This window comes from Janthinobacterium sp. BCJ23, from assembly GCF_059617945.1.
Genome location: NZ_JCAQAW010000011.1, coordinates 18,448 through 39,599 on the forward strand (window position 1 = coordinate 18,448; position 21,152 = coordinate 39,599).

A 21,152-nucleotide genomic window follows, 5' to 3' on the forward strand; every position below is an offset into this window, starting at 1 on the left:
CTCCCCCTGTCCTTTTATTTGCGCAAGGTCATACTGGAGACATGATTTTGCCGCACAATAAGACCTCGCATGTTGCGCTGCAGCGGAATTATTTGACAATAATCCCGCGTGCGGCGGCGCAGCGGCCAATACCAGCGCATAATCACATCAGAAGCAGCCAGTTCATCCACTACGGAGCCGAGCATTTGAGCCGTCTTATGAAAAGTAACTACAGCAATACCGCGCAGCTGAAGGACTTGATGACCGTGCCCCCCATGACTGCCGCGCAACATGCGGAAGTGATGCGCAAACGGATCGCCCACCGCAGGATGGTTGAAGAAGCCAGGGATTTGAAGCAGGCAAGTGCCACGCAGTTCGAAAAACGCTGAGTGGTGGATGCCTGACCAAAGCTACTGCGCGTCGCGCTTTGCGGCCGGCGATGCTCACCGTGCTGGAGCACGGTTGCGCTTCTCGGCCACAAATCACTGCTGCTCGCTACGCTTTTGTCAGGCATCGTGACGCCAGAGTTACATCGTGACGCCAACTACAGAATAGGGGTGTCACTAGTGGACTTAAGACCATTCCACCGCGGCGCCAGGCTGTGCTCGATGCCGAGCAGGTCGATGACGCGCGCCACCGTATGGTCGACCATCTCCGCGATGCTCTGCGGGTGGTGATAAAAGCTCGGTAAGGGCGGGAAGATGATGCCGCCCATTTCGGTCACGGCCGTCATATTGCGCAGGTGCGCCAGGTTGAACGGCGTTTCGCGCACCATCAGGATCAGGCGGCGGCGTTCCTTGAGCACGACATCGGCTGCCCGCGTGATCAAATTATCCGACAAGCCATGCGCCACGGCCGCCAGCGTCTTCATCGAGCACGGTGCGACGACCATGCCATCCGATTGAAACGAGCCGCTGGCGATAGAGGCGCCGATGTCGCGCAGCTTGTGCACCACGTGCGCCTGCGCTTCGATTTCCTTGCGCCCCACGCCCGTTTCCTGGTGCAGGGTCAATACGGCCGCATCCGACAAGACCAGATGCGTTTCGACGCCGGGAGTGGCGCCCAGCAATTGCAGCAGCCGCAAGCCATACACGGCGCCCGTGGCGCCCGTGATGGCCACGACGATACGGCGCGGCCGCTGCGTTTGGCTATCAGGCATCCAGCAGGGACTTCAGTTCGCCCGATTCAAACATTTCATTCATGATATCGGAACCACCGATGAACTCGCCTTTGACATACAGCTGTGGAATGGTCGGCCAGTTCGAGTAATCCTTGATACCCTGGCGAACTTCCGGGTCATCCAGCACGTTGACTGTAGCGATGTTTTCCACGCCGCACGCTTTCAGGATCTGGATGGCGCGGCCGGAAAAGCCGCACTGCGGGAACTGGGCCGTGCCCTTCATGAACAGCACGACTGGCGTGTTCGTCACGGTTTCTTTGATCCAGGTTTGTACGTCGCTCATAGCTGCCTCTGATGGGTAAATAAATAGATGCCGTCATTTTATAAGAAAACGCCGGCACGGGTATGCGCTCAAGTCATAAATTGGGCAAGTCAGCCACGTTGACGCTTATAAGGTCTTGCCCAGGCAGGTCGATTGTGCCGCGCCCACGTATTTGCCCCAGGCAATGACGGGTGCATAGCCGTGTTTGGCATAAAACGCCACGGCGCGGGTATTCGCCACGCGCGTGGACAGGTGCAGGGCCTGGTAGCCATGCTGGCGCGCCTGCGCCTCCACATGGGCCAGCAGGGCCGCACCCACGCCAGTCGAACCCGGGCGCGCATACATACGCTTGAGTTCGCCTACGGCGCTGTCCGCTTCGCCCAGCGGGCGCAGGGCGGCGCAGCCCAGCAGTTCTCCAGCCGCATCGCGGGCCAGGTAAAAGCCGCCGCGCGGCGTTGCCGCTTCGACATCGAAGGAAGAACGGCCACTGTCGCCATTGATGCGCAGCAGCGCGTCCGACAATGCGTCGAGCAGCAGCTGCGCCTCCACGCTGGCGGCATCCACCGCCAGGATGATGAGATCATGCCTGGCGGCCATGGACTTAGCCGCGCAGCTTGGCGAACGCGGCGGCCATGCTGCCGGCCGGCTCGGGCGCGTTGCGCGATTGCGACTGGTGCTGCGCCATGCTGCGCCGGTCGTTGCGGTCGCCACGTTGCTCAGGCTTGCTGCCCGCTTGCGGCGCGCTGTCCGTCAAACGCATGGTCAGCGCGATGCGCTTGCGCTTTTCATCGACTTCCAGCACTTTCACGCGCACGACCTGGCCAGCCTTGACCACCGTGTGCGGATCTTTCACGAACGTGTTCGACAGGGCCGAGATGTGCACGAGGCCATCCTGGTGCACGCCGATGTCGACAAACGCGCCAAAGGCGGCCACGTTGGTGACCACGCCTTCGAGAATCATGTCCGGGCGCAAGTCGCGGATTTCTTCCACGCCTTCCTTGAAGGTGGCGGTGGTGAACTCCGGACGCGGGTCGCGGCCCGGCTTTTCCAGTTCCTTCAAGATGTCGGAAATGGTCGGCACGCCAAACGTTTCATCCGCGTACTTTGCCGGGCTCAAGGTTTTCAGCAAGGCCGTTTCGCCGATGACGGCCTTGATATCCTTTTTGATGTCCGCCAGGATCTTTTCCACCAGCGGGTACGATTCCGGGTGGACGGCCGAGGCGTCCAGCGGATTCTCACCGCCCATCACGCGCAGGAAGCCGGCCGCCTGCTCATACGTTTTATCTCCCAAGCGCGGCACGGCTTTCAAGGCTGCGCGCGAAGTGAACGCGCCCTTCATGTCGCGGTAGGTGACGATGCTTTGCGCCACGCTGGCCGACAGGCCGGACACGCGCGCCAGCAGGGGCGCCGACGCCGTATTGACGTCCACGCCGACGGCGTTCACGCAATCTTCCACGACGGCATCGAGCGAGCGGGCCAGCTGGCTTTGGCTTACGTCATGCTGGTACTGGCCCACGCCGATCGATTTCGGGTCGATTTTCACCAGTTCGGCCAGCGGGTCTTGCAGGCGGCGCGCGATCGAGACGGCACCGCGCAGCGACACATCCATGTCCGGCAATTCTTTCGAGGCGAACTCGGACGCCGAATACACCGACGCGCCCGCTTCCGAGACGACGATCTTCGTCATCTTCGCTTCCGGATGCTGCTTGATCAGGTCCTGCGCCAGTTTATCGGTCTCGCGCGAGGCCGTGCCGTTGCCGATGGAAATGAGCGACACATTGTGCTTGGCGGCCAGGCGGCCCAAGGTGTGCAGCGAACCATCCCAGTCGTTCTTCGGCTGGTGCGGGTAGATCACGGCCGTGTCGACGACTTTACCGGTGGCATCGACGACAGCGACCTTGACGCCCGTGCGCAAGCCTGGGTCCAGGCCCATGGTGGCGCGCTGGCCGGCCGGCGCGGCCAGCAGCAGCGCCTTCAGATTGGTGGCAAACACATTGATCGCATCGAGTTCCGAGCGTTCGCGCAGCGCGCCCATCAGTTCCGTTTCCAGATGCATGAAGCTTTTCACGCGCCAGGTCCAGCGCGCCGTGTCGGCCAGCCATTTGTCGGCAGGGCGGCCCTGTTGCTTGATGCCGAAGCGGGCGGCGATGCGGCCTTCGCACGGATTGTGCGGCGCATCCCATTTCGGTTTTTCCGCTTCCGTGTCCAGGCGCAGGGTGACGTCGAGGATGCCTTCGCGGCGGCCGCGCAGCAGCGCCAGCGCGCGGTGCGAAGGGACGGTCGAGATGGTTTCCGAGTAATCGAAATAATCGGCGAATTTTTCGCCTTCGTCCTGCTTGCCTTCCACCACTTTCGATTCGACGATGCCGTGTTCCTGCACGTATTCGCGCAAGGTTTGCAGCAGGGTCGCATCTTCGGCGAAACGTTCCATCAAAATCTGGCGCGCGCCGTCGAGGGCCGCCTTGGTGTCAAGCACGCCCGGGTTGTTGCCGTCGGCACTCGTAAACGCGTCGCGCAGGAACTTGCCCGCTTCTGTTTCCGGCGTCAGTTCCGGGTTCTCCAGCAAGCCGTCGGCCAGCGGCATCAGGCCCGCTTCGATGGCGATCTGCGCCTTCGTGCGGCGCTTCTGTTTGTACGGCAAATACAAATCTTCCAGGCGCGTCTTGTCTTCCGCGTGCATGACGGCGTCGAGCAACTCGGGTGTCATCTTGTTCTGTTCCGTGATCGACGCCACGATGGCGGCGCGCCGCTCTTCCAGTTCGCGCAGATAGCGCAAGCGCTCTTCCAGCAGGCGCAGCTGGATATCGTCGAGGCCGCCGGTCGCTTCCTTGCGGTAACGGGCGATGAAGGGCACGGTGGCGCCTTCGTCGAGCAGTTCGATGGCGGCGGCAACTTGCACCGGTTTGGCGGCAAGTTCAAGGGCAAGGCGTTGTTCGATAGTGGGCAGCATGGTTGTTTCCAGAGCGATCAAGCCTGGAATGATACGCAATCGGCGCGATTGCGCAATCTTGACAGCGCAAATGGACTGTGCGTTGACAAGCGGCCTAGCGCGTCGGCAGCAGCGGGCTGGCGGGCGCGGGAGCTGGCGGCCTCTGCGGCGTGACGGACTTGCCAAAGGCATTGCCCATGCGGTGTTCGAGGGCGGCGCGGTTGTACAGGCCCAGCTGGTTCGACGGGCGCTGCATGACCGCTTCCGCGCCGGACAGGGCGGGTGGCTGCCGGTTCATGGTGTTGCTATTCGGCAATAATTTTTCATTCAAGCAAGACATCGACTGCGTGCGCTGGCCACTGACTTCCACCTCCACGCAGCCCTTCTCCGGCGCGGGAGCCTTCACGACAACGGTGTGTTCGTCCGCCTGCGCGGGCAGGGCGGCGCAAGCGAATAAGCAAGCGAATAAAACAGTCAAGAACAGGCGTGCCATGGCGGCTCCCGGAACGGTGGAATCAGCGTCCAGCATAGCAAGGTCATGTGTCGCGGCGATGACACAGGCCGGGGTGCGGGCTGATGCCATGTCATGCAGTTGTCATTTTACGAAGCTACCATCTTGCCATTCTGCTTGATCTATTGCAGTCAAGACACTTCATGAGCAGGACTTTTCGTTGCGTCCCCTGGAAAATGACACTAAGCCACCGCCGCGCCGCAAAGGGCAATGCCCTGTCCGCCTGCTTGCTGATGACATTGATGACATTCATGACATTCGTGCGGCCGGCTGCGGGCGCGGACGGTGCTGACGCCGCCGCGCACGCAACCCTGCGCTTCGACTTGCCCGCCCAGCCGCTCGACGCGGCCCTGGTGGCGTTTGGCGAAGTGACCGGGTATTCCGTGCTCGTCAGCAGCCAGCTGGCGGCCGGCAGGGTGGCCTCGCCCGTGCGCGGCGACTACACGCCTGCCGAAGCGCTGCAGCGTTTGCTGGCCGGCACCCAGCTGGGCGCGCGCTTCAGCGGCAGCAATGCGTTCACCTTGCTGGCGCTGGCCGATGCACCCGTGGCGTCGGCGCCCGTGCCGGCCGAAGCTGCCCCCGCCACCGCACCATTGCAAGGCTATGCGGCCGTCCTGCAGCGCTCGCTCACGCGCGCCCTGTGCCGTCTGCATCCGGACGCCTTCGGTCGCTACCGCCTGGCCTTCCAGCTGTGGCTCGACGAGCGGGGCAAGGTGCGCGCCGTGCACGTGCTCGAACCGAGCGGCGTGGAACAGCGCGACCGCGCCGTGCTGCAGCGCCTGCGCAGCCTGCTGATCGATGGCGCGCCGCCGGCGGGCTTGCCGCAGCCGCTGACGATCTTATTGACGCCGCGGCCCGATCCCGATGCCGATTGCGCGCCCTACCTCGTGGCCGGAGCGCCCTGACCATGTCGGATTTGCTGAAAGCCACTTTGCGCAAGCTGTTCCTGGAACGCTACGGACAGTTTCGCCGCCATTTGCAGCGCCGCCTGGGCTCGGAAGACCTGGCCAATGACGCGCTGCATGAAACGTATTTGCGGGTGGAGCGGATGACGGCGCCCGAGGCGATCAGCTATCCGTCCGCCTATCTGATGCGCATCGCCATCAACATTGCGGAAGATCAACGCCGCGACAATGCGCGCCTGCTCAGCCTGCCCGATATCGACGATCTGTACGAGATGGCCGATGAGCTGGCCGACCCGGCCCGCACCTTCAGCGCGCGCGCCGAGCTCGAGGAACTGGAACGGGCCTTGCAGGAGTTGCCGAAACGCCGGCGCGCCATCGTCATCGCCGCCCGCGTCGACCAGTTGCCGCACCGTGATATCGCCGAGCGCTTCGGCATTTCCGCCCGCACCGTGGAGAAGGAATTGCGCGCGGGACTCGAACATTGCTGCGAACGCATGGGACGCGATTTCATCCAGCGCTTCGGTCCCGGCGCGGGAAAAACGTCTAAACATCATGATTGAACAAACGGAAGACGACATGGGTGTCATCCAGAAGGAAGCGCAGGCGTGGGTCGTGCGCCTGGCCTCGGGCCAGGTCAGCGAGCGCGACGCGCAAGTGTTCCGTCACTGGTGCGCGCGCAGCCGCAGGCATGCGACGGCGTTTGCCGAAGCGCGCGCCGTGTGGGGCGCCATGGCGCCGGCCGCGCGCGCCGTCAAGCGGGCGCAGGCGCCTGTCAACGTGGCGCGGCGCGCCTGGCTCGGCGGCGCCGTCGCTGCTTCGCTGGACTTGCTGGTGCTGCGCCCGCCGACCGACCTGTGGCCGGCCGTGGCGGGTCTGGCCGCCGACTATGCCACGGGCACGGGCGAGCAGCGCGAAGTGGCGCTCGATGGCGGCGTGCTGGTGCAGATGAATACGCAGACGCGGCTCGATGCGGCGCCCGTGCAGGACGGCGCCGCGTCGCTGGTGCTGCTGGCCGGTGAAGCGGAATTCCAAGCCGGCTTGCACGGCGCGGCAAGCGTGCGCGTGCAGGCAGGCGACGGCACCGTGTCGGCCGGCAGCGCGCGTTTCAATATCCGCCTGTTCGGCCAGGAAGTGTGCGTGACGTGCCTGGCGGGCCGCCTGCGCGTGGTGCAGGCCGGCAACGATGCGGAACTGGCCGCCGGTCAGCAGCTGCGTTACCGGCCCGAGCATTTTGGCATCGCCCGCGCGGTGGCCAGGGGCGACGTCAGCGCGTGGCGCCACCGCCTGCTGGTCTTCAAACAAAGCACCCTGGCCGAGGTGGTGGACGAGGTGAACCGCTACCGTCCCGGCAAGCTGATCCTTAATGGCGACACATTGAAACACACGCGTGTGCAAGCGAGCTTTTCGCTCGACCGCCTCGACGACGTGATCGCCCTGATCCAGGACGCGTATGGCGCACGCGTGACGCGTTTGCCTGGCGGCATCGTGCTGTTCGGCTAAGCGCAAAAGCGTGGCGCCAATTATGACATTTTCATGACCTTTTGCAGTCCCGGACCTTGTTCCCTGTCAATGCTGCTGGAAGCCGCGAATCAGTGCCTGCCGCCCGCCCCGTGCGTGCCGCGCGCCGCCTCGCGATATCGGTCAGCAACGGAACATGAAAAGGGAATGTCGCCATGCAGCGAAGCAAGTCGGTCACGAAACACGCATCCTCCTCCGCCATGGCGGGCAGCCACAACGGGCGCCCCGTGCGCTTGAAACCGCTGGCGCTGGCCATCGCCATGCTGCTGCAGGCGGGCGGCGCGCAGGCGCAGCAGCCGTTCAGCGGCGCCTGGTTCGCGGGCAAGGGCGCGCAGCAGGGCACGGCGGCCGCCACGGGACGCTTGCCGAATGGCCAGCCGGCCACCTCGCTGAACAATCCTTTGATGCAGCAGCAAAAAGCCGAAGGCAAGCTGCAGCAGTCGCTGAACAACCTGTTGCTGGCCGCGCGCGGCATCGCCGCCGAACAGGCGGTGCAGGCAGCCGCGCGCCAGGCGGCGCTGGCGGCCGGCGGCGCGCCCGATGGCCTCGTCAAGGGCGGCTTGCAGGTCGACAGCAACAGCCTGACGGCGGGCTGGCTCAACGCCCAGGCGCCCGTGCAGAGCCAGGCCGATGGCAAGACCGTCGTGAAGGTCGTGCAGACGGACGACAAGGCCATCCTGAACTGGGAAAGTTTTAACGTCGGCAAGAACACCACCTTGCAGTTCGACCAGAAATCGCACTGGTCCGTGTTGAACCGCGTCAACGATCCGCTGGCGCGCCCCAGCCAGATCCAGGGCCAGATCAAGGCCGATGGCACGGTGATGATCGTCAACCGCAACGGCATCGTGTTTACGGGCAGCAGCCAGGTCGATATGCGCAGCCTGGCCGCGGCCGCCATGGGCATGAGCGACAGCCAGTTCAAGAGCGGCTTGTACGGCAAGGCGCAGGGTACGGGCACCGTGCCGACCTTCGCGAATGATTTGTTGCTGGACCAGAATACCTTTACGCATGCGGCGGCCGAAGCGGACGTCGTCGTCGCCGCCGGCGCGCGCATCGACACGCGCAAGCCGCAGACGGTGACGGAAGGCGGCGGCTACGTGCTGCTGGCCGGCCGCGCCGTCGAGAATGCGGGCGCCATCACCACGCCGAATGGCCAGACCACCCTGGCGGCTGGCGACGCCATCGTCGTGCGCCAGGGCATGGGCACGGACAAGAACCAGTATTCGAGCACGCGCGGCAATGAAGTCGAGATGCTGCGCGTGGCCGACAGCGGCGCCGGCAGCGTCGTCAACAACGGCCTGATCCAGGCGGCCACGGGCGACATCACGCTCAGCGGCAATAGCGTGCGCCAGGATGGCGTGCTGTTGTCGAGCACGACCGTCAATGGCCGCGGCACGATCCACCTGGCGGCGGCGGGCGAGAACGCCGGCGTGACCCTGGCGCGCGGCAGCGTCAGCGCCATCGTCATCGATGACAACGGCGCCACGGCGCTCGACGTGCAGCGCGATACCTTGCTGAAAGACACGGGCAAGGGCACGGACACGCCGCAGGACCGGCGCGACCAGTCGCTGGTGCGCATCGTTTCCGCCGGCAACATCGAGTTCGAAGGCGATTCGCTGACCCTGGCTACGGGCGGCCAGGTGCTGGCCGATGCGGCCCGCCGCAGCCACGTGGCGCGCGGCGCCGCCATCGACGTGTCCGGCGCCGTCGGCGTGAAGGTCGACATGAGCAGCAACAATGTGCTGATCAACGTGCAGGGCAACGAACAGCGCGACGCACCGGGCAGCCGCGACGCCAAATACCTGAACAACAGCGACGTGTGGGTCGACCGCCGCGACCTGGTGCTGGTGCCGGCCGGCACCAACGGCTACGCCACGGACCGCTGGTACACGGCGGGCGGCTTGCTGGAAGTGAGCGGCTACCTGAACACCAGCGGCCACGGCATCGGCGAATGGGCGGCCCAGGGCGGCACTGTCGGCTTTGGCGGCGGCGAAGTGGTGACGCAGGCCGGTTCGCGCATCAACATCGCCGGCGGTTCGCTGGACGTGCAGACGGGCATGGTCAAGCAGACGTGGCTGAAGGGCGCCGATGGCGCGATGTACAAGCTCAGCACGGCCCCTGGCGACAATCTGTACACGGGCTTGTACCGCGGCTATGAAAGTACGCATGCGCGCTGGGGCGCGAACACGACGGAAACCCATGCGAATGCCTTGATCGGTCCGCGCGAGCGCCTGGAAAACGGCTACACGGTGGGCCGCGATGCGGGCCGCCTGATCGTTTCCACGGGCGCCGCCGTGCTCGAAGGCGATATCGACACGTCCGTATTCCAGGGCGAGCGCCAGCAGCGCAAGCGCGATGACGGCGTCGATAGCTACAAGCAGGCGCAGACGTCGGCCGCGCGCGCCGGTCAATTGATCGTCGGCAAAATGACGCCCGTCTTCGATACGAAGGCGGGCCAGTTGCGCGACAGCCCGCAAGCCGTGCTGGAAAACGTCGAGATCGGCAAGGTGGCATCCGTCGCCGATGGCCAGCTGCTCAGTGAAGCCTTGCCGGCCGCGCGTAGCAAGACCTTGCAGCTCGATGCCGACTGGCTCAATGGGCTGGAACTGGGCGCCCTGAATATCTACGCCTACGACAAGCTCGACGTCAACGCGGACGTGCGCGTGGCCGATGGCGGCGACATTGCCCTGCACGCCACCGACGTGGCCATCAAGGCGAACGTGAGCGCGCGCAGCGGCAGCATCGCCGCCGGTGACATCATCTCGCGCTACCTGGCGAACGCGGGCGCCGTGTGGGTGGAAGGGACCGTGTCGCCGGAAGGGCGCGCCGCGGGCCCGGCCGGCGTGCGCGTGGCGCCGGGCGTGCGTCTCGATACGCGGGGCCTGTGGAGCAACCTGGAACTGGACCCGGGCGCGGTCGCCGGCCTGCCATACGTGAATGGCGGCAAGGTCACGGTGAAGAGTTCGGGCGGCATCGAGCTGGCCGGCGGCAGCGTCATCGACGTTTCATCGGGCGCGGCTTTGATGAGCAATGGCAGCCTGCAGGGCGGGCGCGGCGGCGACATCGCCCTGGCCGTCGACTTGCCGCGCGAAAAAACGCCGACGGGCGCCTTGCTCAAGCTTGACGGCGAGTTGCGCGGCCACGGCGTGAAGGGCGGCGGACGCCTGACGATCGACAGCGGCACGGCCGTCAGCATCGGCGGCAAGCTGCAGGACGGCGACGTGCTGCCAGGAGGAAGCAGCGCTCCCGTCGGCCTGCGCCTGGCCGATGAATTTTTGATTGCCAAGGGCGAGAAGATTCCCTTCGATTTCGCGCTCAGCACCAGCGTGATCAAGCCGGGCCAGACCTTGAGCATGCCCGTGACGGTGGACGTGTCGGCGCAGAAACCGTTGGTGCTGGAGAGTGATTTTCTGGTGCCGCCGGGCGCGAGCTTCTTCATCGACGGCACGACGTATGTCTGGGGCGGTTCCATCGTTCCCGCAGGCAGCGTGGTGACGGCCATCAACGGCCTCGCTACAGGCTTCGAGGTTTCGGCGGCGGCTTTTCCGAACGGCTTGCCCATCTTGCCGATGACGACCCAGTATGCGGCCGGCAGCATCGCCGCCGACGACGTGCGCGCGCCGCGCGGCGCGCTGTTGCCGACCGGCACCATGCTGGGCCGTGACGTTGCCGTGCAGCCCATGCTGGCGCTGGACGCCAGCCTGTTCCAGAGCGGCTTTGCCGACTACGCCGTCACGGGCCGCGACGGCGTCGTGGTGGTCAAGGATGCGCATATCGATGTGAAAATGCCCGTGCTGCGCTTCAATCCCGCCACCGGCCACACGGTGGCGAGCGGCACCGATCCGGCTGCCGCGCTGGAAGTGTGGACGCCGGAGTTGTACCAGGAAGATGCGCGCAAGGGCCGCTTGACGCAGCGCGCAGGCGCCGACCTGACGCTGACGGCCGGCAGCCCGTATGTGAAGGGCGCCCTGGCGGTGGCGCAAGGCGCCGTCGTCACGGTCGATCCGGGCCGCCAGATCAGCATGACGAGCAATGGCCAGGTCAGTATCGACGGCCGCCTTGACGCCTGGGGCGGCAAGATCGCCATCCTGCCCGGCACGTTGGGTACGGGCAGCGATGCCGATGTGCCGAACGGCAAGGGACAAGCCACGTCGATCTGGATCGGCGAACACGCGGTGCTCGACGTCGCCGGCCGCGCCACCGTCGCCACCGACATGCGCGGCGGGCGCTATGGCCGCGCGGACAAGGGCGGCAGCATCGAAATCGGCGCCCGCTACAAGGCCGACGCGGCCAGCGTCGACGCGGCCGATGCCTTTGTCGTCGTGCGTCCGGGCGCCCTGCTCGACGCCAGCGGCGCGCAAGCCACCTTGGACTTGCCGAACCAGGGCGCCGTCAACGTGGCCGGCAGCGGCGGCTTGATTTCGCTCAGTTCGTACAACGGCATCTTTGCCGATGGCACGCTGCGCGCGGTGGCCGGTGGCGCCGGGGCGGCCGGCGGCACCCTGGCGATGGCGCTCGACACGCCCAATTACGGCCAGGTGAACCGTCAGACGCTGGAAGGCGATAGCGTCGACAATGCGGTGCGGGTACCGCGCGAATTCGTGCTGGCGCAAGTACAGGGCGACAGCGTCTTGCCGGTTGATTTGCGCGCCGGCCAGCAGAATGAGGCCTTGCGCTACGGCAGTGCGCGCCTGGGCGCCGACCGTGTGAAGGCCGGCGGCTTCGATAACCTGGCCATGCATGTAAACGGCATGCTCAGCGTCGATGGCGACGTCAGCCTGGCGCTGGGCCAGAGCCTGCGCCTGAGCGCCAGTTCGCTGGGCCTGGCGCAGCAGCCGCCGCAGACGCCGCCGCCCGATGCGGACGGCCAGGACAAGGTGCCTAGCCTTGCCAGCCAGGTGCGCCTGGCGGCGCCGTATGTGCGCCTGGGAACGGCCGCGCGCGCGCAGAAAGACAATTACATCGTGCCCAATGCCGTGAAGGGCTCGAAAAACTCGGGCAAGGGGCGCGGCATGCTGGGCGTGCCGCTGGTGGCCGATGGCTCCCTGCTGCAGATCGATGCGGGCATGCTCGATCTCGCGGGCGAGGTCAACATGGGCACGCGCGGCGAGATCGTGCAGAGCAGCGGCACGCCGCTGGCCGTCGAACGCGATGCCTTCGAGCAGCTGACCCTGAATAGCCGCGGCGACTTGCGCATGTCGAACAACGCCGCCCTGTACCAGCCGGGCAACGCGACCCTGGTCGCCGCGCAAATCTACCCGGCCACGGGCGACAGCGGCATGGTCACGGTGGGCCAGAGCAGCCGGATCGATGAATACGGCAATATCCGCGTCACGCTCGATCCCTTGCGCACGCTCACTGTCGAGCGCAGCGCCGGCAGCGCCACGCCGAACCAGCCGTTTTCCGTGTTCGGCAGCCTGAGCCTGGTCGCGCCCACGATCAACCAGCACGGCGTGCTGCGCGCGCCGCAGGGCCAGATCACCCTGGGGGCCGAAGGCTTTGAAGCCAATACGGGCCATGTCAATCTGCTGCCGGGCAGCCTGACGTCCGTCAGCGCGAAAGGCTTGACGATGCCGTACGGCGGCACGCTCGATGGCCTCAGCTACCTGTATGACGGCAACGACGTCGTCTTCAAGGGCGTGGGCAACGGTCCCGAGATCGCCTTGGTCGGCGCCGCCGTCGACGTGCAAGCCGGCGCCGTGCTCGACCTGTCGGGCGGCGGCACCTTGACGGGCGCGGCCTTCCTGGCCGGACGGGGCGGCTCCACCGATGCGCGCCTCAATCCGCTGGTGCAGATGAAGCCGAATGGCGGCTTTACCTTGCCCGGCCTGAATACCAACCCCGTGTACGCCATCATTCCCGGCGTGCAGCCGGACGTGGCGCCGTTGACGGCCGAGCAGGGCGCGGGCAAGCCGGCCGTGGGACGCCAGATCACCATCGCCGCGGGCGTGCCCGGCCTGGCGGCCGGTACCTACACCTTGCTGCCATCGAATTTCGCTTTGCTGCCGGGCGCCTTCCGCGTGGAGCTGAATGGCCTGGCCGGCGCCGTCGAGGCGGGCGGCACGGTGGCCATGCGCAATGGTTCGTATGCGACGGCGGCGCAGACGGGCATCGCCGGCACGGCCATCCGCGACGCCGTGCCGAGCCAGGCCATCCTGACGCCGGCCGACGTGCTGCGTACCTACTCGCAATACAATGAAACGGGCTATGCCGCCTTTGCCGTGGCGCAAGCCACGCGCGACGGCGTGCCGCGCGCCACGCTGGAACGCGACGCCAAGGGCGTGCGGGTGCAACTGATCGCCCCGTCCCTGCACAGCGTCGAAAATAACCACACGCCATTGATGATGGATGGCAGCGCCCTGTACACGCCGGCCGAGGGCGGCTTTGGCGGCTCGCTGCTGCTGGGCACGGGTGGCCATGCGGGTACCCGCTATCAAGTGCTGGCCGACGGCACGGCAGCGCAGGCGGACTTCGATGGCGTCTCCGTGCACGCTTCGCAGATCAACGCCTTCGGCGCCCAGCGCCTGGGCATCGGCGGCTTGCCGCGCGTCACCTACAGCGATTTCGCCACGGGTACCAATCAGCGCGCCAATATCGCCGCCATCAACGAATCGGCGGGCGGCATCGTGCTGCGCGACGGTGCCGTGCTGAAGGCGGCCGAAGTGTTCCTGGTGACCACGAAAACCGACGACGGCATCTTCCTCGAGCAAGGTTCCGGCATCAATACGCTGGGCCGCGGCAAGGCGGCCTGGGATTCGCGCGACGGCTTTGTGTACCAGCCCATGGGCAGCGTGCTGGCTGTCTCGAACGGCTGGCTGGATATGCTGCCGGCCGTGCGCACGCCGTCCGATTCGGGCGGTCCCGGCATCATCGACATCGGCACGTGCGCCAAGGCGGGCGGCGCCTGCACGGGCACCACTTCGCTGTATTCGGAAGGCACCATCGCCGCCGTCACGGAGCGCGCATTTACCCTGCGCGATAACGTGCGCTACGGCACGCGCAACCTGGTGCTGGGGATGGGTTCGATCAATATCGGCAGCGCCGCCTCGCTGGCCGATGCCAGCGCCCGCGGCGCCTTGCCGGACGGCCTGGCGCTGAACCAGGACGTGCTCGACCGCCTGCTGCGCGGCGATACCAGTACGGGCGCGCCGGCGCTGGAAAGCCTGGGCTTGACGGCACGCAATTCCTTCAACTTCTATGATTCGTCGCAACTGTCGACCATCGATGCGGCGACTGGCAAGTCGTCGCTGTCGCGCCTGGTGCTCAACACGCCCGCCATCTACGGCTATGGCGGCACGGACGCGCTGGCGCGCATCCACACGGACACCCTCGTGTGGCAGGGCGCGACGAATGCGCCCGGCGCCGTCGTTGCCAACGGCCCCGGCACGGGCACCGGCCGCTTGCAGATCGACGCCAAGCGCATCGAGTTCGGCTTCACGCCGGACAGCCGTCCCGACACCATCCACAACCTCGACCGTTTGATACTGGGCTTCGGCCAGGTGGCGCTCAATGCCAGCGAGCAGCTGACCGCCAACAACAAGGGCAGCCTGTCCGTCTACCAGTCGCAAAGCGCGTGGGATACGGCCACGAATGGCTACCGCTACAGCGGCGGCGATCTGCTGATCAACACGCCGCTGTTGACGGGCGCGGCCGGTTCCGTCAACCGCATCACGGCGGGCGGCGACCTCAAGGTGAGCGCGCCGGCCGGCGCGGCCGCCGCCACGCCGACGAACGCGGCGCTGGCTGGTGCCCTGGGCGCGGAAGTGGCGCTGAACGGCAACAGTGTCAGCGTGGATACGTCCGTGGTTCTACCAAGCGGAAAGCTGACCCTGTCGGCCGAGCGCGATGTGCTGCTGGGCGACAAGGCCAAGCTGGACCTGGCTGGCCGCAAGATCGATTTCTACGACACCAGCAAGTACAGCTGGGGCGGTGACGTGATCCTCGACAGCCGCGCAGGCGACGTGCGCCAGGCGGGCGCTTCCGTGATCGACCTGTCGGCCGTGAACAACCGCGCCGGCAAGCTGAGCGTGATCGCCACGGGCGACGCGGCCGGTACTGCCGACTTGCGCGGCAGCTTGCTGGGCGGCGCCAGCGGCCATTATGACGCAGGCGGCACCCTGGTGCCGTACGCGGCCGGCGGCGTGGAGGTGCGGGCCCAGCAGATCGGCGACTTCGCCGGCCTGAACCAGCGCCTGAACACGGGCAAGGTATTCGGCAGCCGCAGCTTCCAGCTCAAGCAGGGCAATTTGACCATCGGCGACGAGGTCAAGGCGCGCGAAGTGAGCGTCTCCGTCGATGGCGGCAGCTTGACCGTGAGCGGCCGCATCGACGCCAGCGGCGAGCAGGTGGGCAGCATCCGTCTGGCCGGCCGCGACGGCGTCACCATCCAGTCCGGCGCCGTGCTCGACGCGCATGGCACGGTGCTGCGCACGGACAGCTACGGGCAAGCGATCGAGGCGCCGAACCGCGCCGTCATCGAACTGGCCGCGCCTGGTGGACGCCTGAGCCTGGAAAATGGCGCGCGGTTCGACTTGCGCAGCGGTGACAAGGGCGGCAACTACGGCAGCATCGACCTGAACGCGCGGCGCCTCGGTGGCGCCACGGGCGACGATGTCGATATCGATGCGGCTGGCGCGCTGAACATCGCCGGCGCGCGCACCATCAACGTCAACGCTTTCTGGCAATACAAGGATGCCCCGGCCGGTACCGGCAAGGATGCGGACGGCCGCAGCTACCAGGGCATCAACCAGGCCTATCTGGACGAGAAACACGGGGACAGCCAGCTCTTCATGGCCCAGGCGCTGGCCAACGGCAACTTGATGGACAGAAAATTGCGCGGCTTGCGTGGCGATGCCAACGCTTTCCACCTGCGCCCTGGCGTCGAGATCGTCAGCGCCACGCCGGGCGGCGACTTGCACATCGATGGCGACATCGACCTGTCGGGCCACCGCTACGACGGCGTCAATCCGCTGGCGCGCCTGAGCGGCGTGTACGGCTCGGGCGAGGCGGGCGCGCTGGTCGTGCGCGCCGGTGGCAAGCTCAGCGTCTTTGGCAGTATCACGGATGGCTTCGATACCCGTACCTTGCCCGTCACGCCGGACGACAAGGGCTGGCAGCTGGTGAAGGGCCGCTTGCCATGGGGCGGCGAGGTCGTCGTTCCGCAAGCGGGCCTCGTGACACTGGCCGAAGACACGTATTTCCAATCGGGCACGAGCGTCAATTTCGCCGTGCCGATGAAAGCCATGCAGCTGCGCGGCGGCACCTTGCTGGCGGCGCGCGCCACCTTGACGGCGGAGTTGAACCTGCCTGCCGGCAGCGTGCTGGGCGGCGCCGTGCGCGATGCCGACGGCAAGGTGCTGTACGCGGCCGGCACGGTCTTGCCGAAGGCGCTGGCCTTATCGAGCGGCATGCAGCTCGATCCCGGCCTGCGCCTGCCCGGCGCGGCCAGCGTGGCGGCCATGCTGTGGCCGGCGAACGTGGCCTTGCCTTTCCCGGAAGGCAAGCCGCGGGACACGGGCGATAGCGTCAATCCCGTCAACGGCGTGGTGCTGGCGGCGGCGCTGGCGCTGGACAAGGGCAGCGTGCTGCCGGCCGGCACGCTGGTCAAGCTGCCTGGCGACGCGACCGTGGTGGCGCTGCGCCCTGCCGACGGCGCGGGCAAGCAGGGCCGCAACCTGGCGCTGGCGCCCATGCTGGCCCAGGGTTCGCAAGCGTGGTCGCTGCGCCTGGTGGGCGGCGCCGATACGGCCGCCGCCGATACGCGCGCGCTGCGGCCGCATGCGAAGGACGCCCATCTGATGCTGGCCGATACGCATTACGGCATGGAAGAACGGACGTCGGTCAAGCCGGGCACGGGCTTGCCAAGCACCTATATTTTCAACGAGTACGCCACCATGTTGGGGTATCCGGAAGGCGAGGTCGATATCACAATGTGGTTTGGTACCGAAGCTAACATGCTGGAGAGTTATGCGGATCTGGTGACCAAGATTGCCGACGGCACGCCGCCCGAAATGGTGACCAAGGATGAGCCGGCGCGCCAGCTTCTGTTCAGCGTGCTGCGCACGGGCACGGGCGACCTCGATTTGCTCGCCGCCGGCGATTTCGACATGCGTTCGCTGTATGGCGTCTACACGGCGGGCACGCAGTCGGCCTCGCCGCTGGTCGATGGCAAGGATCTGTTCAACCTGCCGCGCGGCCTGAACGCCAAGGGCAAGCTGCTCGGCGCGTTGGGCGACGAGAAGTTGACGCGTTTCGTCGATGGCGGCAGCGAGAGCCTGTACCGCGCCTGGTATCCCGAGCACGGCGGCAACCTGCTGCTGCGCGCCCAGGGCGACGTCAAGGGCGACACCGTAGGCACCGCCCTGCAGCGCCGCGAGGATGCCATCGGCACCCTGAGCGCGCAGCAGGACACCAGCGACATCGGCGCCTGGTTGTGGCGCCAGGGCAGCGGCAGCACGGGGGCGGGCGTGCCGACGGCATGGTGGATCAATTTCGGCACCTATGTCGCGCGTCCCGAAGGCGGCGACCTGTTTGCGGGTCTGCCGGTCGTGTCGGGCTTTACGGGCATCGGCACCCTCGGCGGCGGCAATGTGCTGCTGCAGGCGGGCGGCAACGCCGGCATGCTGACCTCGCGCGCCGATCCGGGCGGCGTGTTCGCGCCGCGCAGCCAGGGCCTGAACGTGGCCGTGGGCAGCACGGGCAGGGTGACGCCGGACGGCAAGCTGCTGCTGACGGGCGGTGGCGACCTAGATATCCGCATCGGCGGCGGGCTCAACCCTGTCGCCGAGGTGCGCAGCTTCGATGCCAACAGCGATGCCCCGAATGCCGACACGCGCTTCGAGCGCCAGTATCCGACGCTCAACAGCACCTTCACCAATTTGCGCGGCGCGCTGCGCATGGAGGCGGGCGCCGTGGGCGGCGTCGAACTGCGCTTCGACCGCGCCGATCCGAAGGAATCGCGGCCGTATGAAACCTATGCGGCGGGCACGGCCATTGCCAGCGGCGGGCCCATCCTCGTGCCGGGCGACAGCGGCGTGCGCATCGATGCGCGCGGCGACCTGGTGCTGGGCGGTACGGCCGATGCGGGCCGCGTCAAGCAGTTGGGCAATGGTTCGCCGTTCAACTACCAGGGCGTCGAGCGCCAGGGCGAGGGCTGGAGCTGGTTCTCGCTGTGGACGCCAGCCACCGCCATCGACCTGTTCAGCGCGGGCGGCAATCTGACGCCGACGTCCGCCTGGATACAATCGGACATGGGCGATAACCACGCGCCAACGGATGCACGTTTCGTCATGCCATCCGTGTTGCGCGCCGTGGCCGCCAGCGGCAGCCTGTATTACGGCAATGCCAGCCTGGGCAGGCTGGGCGAGGGCGGCAAGGTCGACATGCCGCAAAACGGCGTGATCCTGGCGCCGTCGCCGGTGGCGCCGCAATTTGTCAAGACGGGCACGGGCCAGCTGGAAATGCTGGCGGCCGACTCCATCCATGCGGCCGGCTATCCGATCACCGCATCGGGCGCCGATCCGCGCCTGTTGCCAAGTCCATTCAACCCGGGCTTCGTCGGCGCCCTGGACCCGGTCTGGTTCGGCCTGCTGCCCTTGCATAACGTCAGCGCCAACGGGCTGGCGCCCGGCGCGCTGAAATGGTTCGGTTCGTCGTCGAATGGCGCAAGCGATGCCTCGCAGCAACTGTATCCGCTGTTCAGCATGACGGCGCCGACGGTGTCGGATTACGTGCCGGTGGGTCAGCAGCCCGCGCATTTCTATGCCAACAGCGGCGACATCGTCGGCTTGCGCACGGGCGGCATCGTGTACCGGGGAACACTGAAGGGCGAAACGGGCCCGCTGGGCGTGTGGTACGAAGGCGGCGGCGCCGTGGCCGTGCGGGCCGGACGCGACATCGTCAATTCCGGCACGCCGCTCGGCAGCGTCGAAGGCGTGCCGGAAGGCGCGGCCGGATGGACCAGCCAGGGCTTTGTCGGCCGGCCCGATTTTCCGGACAAGCCGGTCGTCTCCGGCGTCTCGTCCGCGCGCGGCAATCTGTTCGTGCACCGCAATGCTGACGACGTTTCCGTCGTCAGCGCCGGGCGCGACATCCGCTACAGCACCTTCTATGTGGCGGGACCGGGCCAGCTGAACGTGAGCGCCGGGCGCGACCTGTACATGGCCGACAAGGCGGAATTGCGCAGCATCGGCTCCATCGTCAACACGGGCCCCGGCGAGCGCGGCAATGGCGCCGGCATCAGCGTGGCGGCCGGCGTGGGCCGCAATGGTCCCGACTATGCGGCTTTCGCGGCGCGCTACCTGGACCCGGCCAAGCTGGCCGATCCGGCCAAGCCGCTGGCCGACCAGGCCGGCAGCGCCGTGTACGTCTACGGCGGCAAGCTGACCCTGGCCGACTGGCTGCGCGGCCAGTTCGCCTACAGCGGCGACGAGGCGGGCGCGTCCGCCTTCCTCGGCACGAAGCAGGCGGAACTGGAAAAGGCCGGCCAGCAGACAGGCGCCGTGCGGCGCGACCTGGCGCGCGAATATGCGCAGGTCAGCCAGCTGCACCTGGTGAACTGGCTGACGACGCGCTTTGGCGGCGACAGCGGCCTGGGCATCCGCTACGACCCGGCCACCGATGCGCGCAGCTTCTTTGCCGCCTTGCCGAAGGAACAGCAGCAGGTCTACCTGAGCAATGTCTACTTTGCCGAACTGAAGGCGGCCGGGCGCGAGTACAACGATCCGGACGGCATGCGCCGCGGCAGCTACCTGCGCGGCCGCGAAGCCATCGCCACCCTGTTCCCGGCGCAGGACAAGGCGGGCCAGAAGATCGAGTACAAGGGCGACCTGACGATGTTCAGCAGCGCGCTGTACACGGTCAACGACTACGAGGGCGTGTACACCAAGCGGCCGGTCGCGGGCGTGCGCTACCTGAGCCCGCAGGAGTGGGCCGAGGCGGGCCGTCCGACGGTCAACGTGCCGCACGTGATCGTCAACGACGCGGGCATCCACACGGATGTCGGCGGCGATATCGGCATCACGGTGCCGGGCGGACGGGCGCTGATCGGCGTCGATGGCGGCTATGCGCCGGGCGAAGGCTCGGGCGTGCTGACGCAGGGCGCGGGCGAGATCCAGATGTACGCGAAGGACAGCATCCTGCTGGGCCAGAGCCGCATCTTCACCACCTTCGGCGGCAACATCCTGGCCTGGTCGGCCACGGGCGACATCAATGCGGGCCGCGGCACCAAGTCCACCGTCGTCTACACGCCGCAGCGCCGCACCTACGACAGCATCGGCCTCGTCAGCCTGTCGCCGAGCACGCCGGCCACGGGCGCCGGCATCGCCACCCTGAACCCGATCCCGGAGGTGCCGCCCGGCGACATCGACCTGATCGCCCCGCTGGGAAGCATCGACGCGGGCGAGGCGGGTATCCGCGTCTCGGGCAACGTCAACCTGGCGGCCTTGCAGGTGATCAATGCGGAAAACGTCCAGGTGCAGGGCAAGTCGGCGGGCCTGCCGGTGATCGCTACCGTGAACGTGGGTGCGCTCAGCAATGCCAGCGCGGCCGCCACGCAAGCCGTCACGGCGGCGCAGGACGTGCTGCAGCGCGAACGGGCCGCCACGCGCCAGGCGCAACCGTCGCTGTTCACGGTGAAGGTGCTGGGCTTTGGCAATGAGCAGGCGGACGACGCCGGTGCCGGCAAGCACCAGGGCGGCGAGCCGCAGGCGTCCAGCTACCAGCCGGCCGGCGTGGTGCAGGTGCTGGGCGCGGGACCGTTGACGGCGCCGCAGTTGCAGGCGCTCACGCCGAACGAGCGGCGCGGCTTGCAGCCTTGAGTGGAGTTTTATGAACATTTGATGACATTCGGCAGTCGTCGCGCGCGGCGG

General features: G+C 66.9%; 10 protein-coding genes. 5 read left to right on the forward strand and 5 right to left on the reverse strand.

The genetic code is table 11. The features are described from left to right. Positions 1 to 41: 41 nt before the first annotated feature. The gene (locus tag AC54AG_RS25545; protein WP_046683172.1) at positions 42 to 368 is read left to right on the forward strand and encodes a hypothetical protein; all 327 of its coding nucleotides are present in this window, start codon (positions 42 to 44) and stop codon (positions 366 to 368) included. Positions 369 to 523: 155 nt separating this feature from the next. Here AC54AG_RS25545 and AC54AG_RS25550 read toward each other — a convergent pair whose 3' ends face one another. From AC54AG_RS25550 to AC54AG_RS25570, 5 genes are all read right to left on the reverse strand, one after another. Next, positions 524 to 1,138 carry a UbiX family flavin prenyltransferase gene (locus AC54AG_RS25550; RefSeq protein ID WP_331778955.1) on the reverse strand — a complete coding sequence of 205 codons (615 nt, stop codon included), beginning with the start codon at positions 1,136 to 1,138 and terminating at the stop codon, positions 524 to 526. Further along, on the reverse strand, positions 1,131 to 1,442 hold the full coding sequence (grxD, locus tag AC54AG_RS25555) for a Grx4 family monothiol glutaredoxin (RefSeq protein WP_034753766.1): 312 nt from the start codon (positions 1,440 to 1,442) through the stop codon (positions 1,131 to 1,133). The genes AC54AG_RS25550 and grxD overlap by 8 nt, the downstream gene beginning before the upstream one ends. Positions 1,443 to 1,547: 105 nt before the next feature. Then, positions 1,548 to 2,018, reverse strand: coding sequence for a GNAT family N-acetyltransferase (locus AC54AG_RS25560; RefSeq protein WP_331778956.1), 471 nt, complete (start codon positions 2,016 to 2,018; stop codon positions 1,548 to 1,550). A gap of 4 nt (positions 2,019 to 2,022) precedes the next feature. Beyond that, complete coding sequence (locus AC54AG_RS25565) at positions 2,023 to 4,371, reverse strand: Tex family protein (protein ID WP_046683175.1); 2,349 nt, start codon at positions 4,369 to 4,371, stop codon at positions 2,023 to 2,025. A 94-nt stretch (positions 4,372 to 4,465) separates the two neighbouring features. Continuing rightward, a complete protein-coding gene (locus AC54AG_RS25570) occupies positions 4,466 to 4,843 on the reverse strand; it encodes a hypothetical protein (protein WP_331778957.1) in 378 nt (125 codons plus the stop codon). Between the two features lie 260 nt (positions 4,844 to 5,103). Here AC54AG_RS25570 and AC54AG_RS25575 point away from each other — a divergent pair, with 260 nt between their 5' ends. The 4 genes from AC54AG_RS25575 to AC54AG_RS25590 all read left to right on the forward strand — a co-directional run bounded on the left by AC54AG_RS25575 (position 5,104) and on the right by AC54AG_RS25590 (position 21,101). Further along, complete coding sequence (locus AC54AG_RS25575; protein WP_331778958.1) at positions 5,104 to 5,766, forward strand: secretin and TonB N-terminal domain-containing protein; 663 nt, start codon at positions 5,104 to 5,106, stop codon at positions 5,764 to 5,766. A 2-nt stretch (positions 5,767 to 5,768) separates the two neighbouring features. Next, entirely contained in the window at positions 5,769 to 6,326 is a 558-nt protein-coding gene (locus AC54AG_RS25580) for an RNA polymerase sigma factor (protein ID WP_034753775.1), read from the forward strand. After that, a complete protein-coding gene (locus AC54AG_RS25585) occupies positions 6,319 to 7,266 on the forward strand; it encodes a FecR family protein (protein WP_496632102.1) in 948 nt (315 codons plus the stop codon). The genes AC54AG_RS25580 and AC54AG_RS25585 overlap by 8 nt, the downstream gene beginning before the upstream one ends. 173 nt (positions 7,267 to 7,439) lie before the next feature. Beyond that, a complete protein-coding gene (locus AC54AG_RS25590) occupies positions 7,440 to 21,101 on the forward strand; it encodes a filamentous hemagglutinin family protein (RefSeq protein WP_496632104.1) in 13,662 nt (4,553 codons plus the stop codon). Positions 21,102 to 21,152: the final 51 nt, after the last annotated feature.

What these genes read in the sequence shown, in the direction of transcription:
- AC54AG_RS25545 (WP_046683172.1), top strand. Translation starts at nt 42, where the DNA reads ATGATTTTGCCGCACAATAAGACCTCGCATGTTGCGCTGCAGCGGAAT.
- AC54AG_RS25575 (WP_331778958.1), top strand. Translation starts at nt 5,104, where the DNA reads ATGACATTCATGACATTCGTGCGGCCGGCTGCGGGCGCGGACGGTGCT.
- AC54AG_RS25565 (WP_046683175.1), bottom strand. Translation starts at nt 4,371, where the DNA reads ATGCTGCCCACTATCGAACAACGCCTTGCCCTTGAACTTGCCGCCAAA.
- AC54AG_RS25585 (WP_496632102.1), top strand. Translation starts at nt 6,319, where the DNA reads ATGATTGAACAAACGGAAGACGACATGGGTGTCATCCAGAAGGAAGCG.
- AC54AG_RS25590 (WP_496632104.1), top strand. Translation starts at nt 7,440, where the DNA reads ATGCAGCGAAGCAAGTCGGTCACGAAACACGCATCCTCCTCCGCCATG.
- AC54AG_RS25570 (WP_331778957.1), bottom strand. Translation starts at nt 4,843, where the DNA reads ATGGCACGCCTGTTCTTGACTGTTTTATTCGCTTGCTTATTCGCTTGC.
- AC54AG_RS25550 (WP_331778955.1), bottom strand. Translation starts at nt 1,138, where the DNA reads ATGCCTGATAGCCAAACGCAGCGGCCGCGCCGTATCGTCGTGGCCATC.
- AC54AG_RS25560 (WP_331778956.1), bottom strand. Translation starts at nt 2,018, where the DNA reads ATGGCCGCCAGGCATGATCTCATCATCCTGGCGGTGGATGCCGCCAGC.
- AC54AG_RS25580 (WP_034753775.1), top strand. Translation starts at nt 5,769, where the DNA reads ATGTCGGATTTGCTGAAAGCCACTTTGCGCAAGCTGTTCCTGGAACGC.
- grxD (WP_034753766.1), bottom strand. Translation starts at nt 1,442, where the DNA reads ATGAGCGACGTACAAACCTGGATCAAAGAAACCGTGACGAACACGCCA.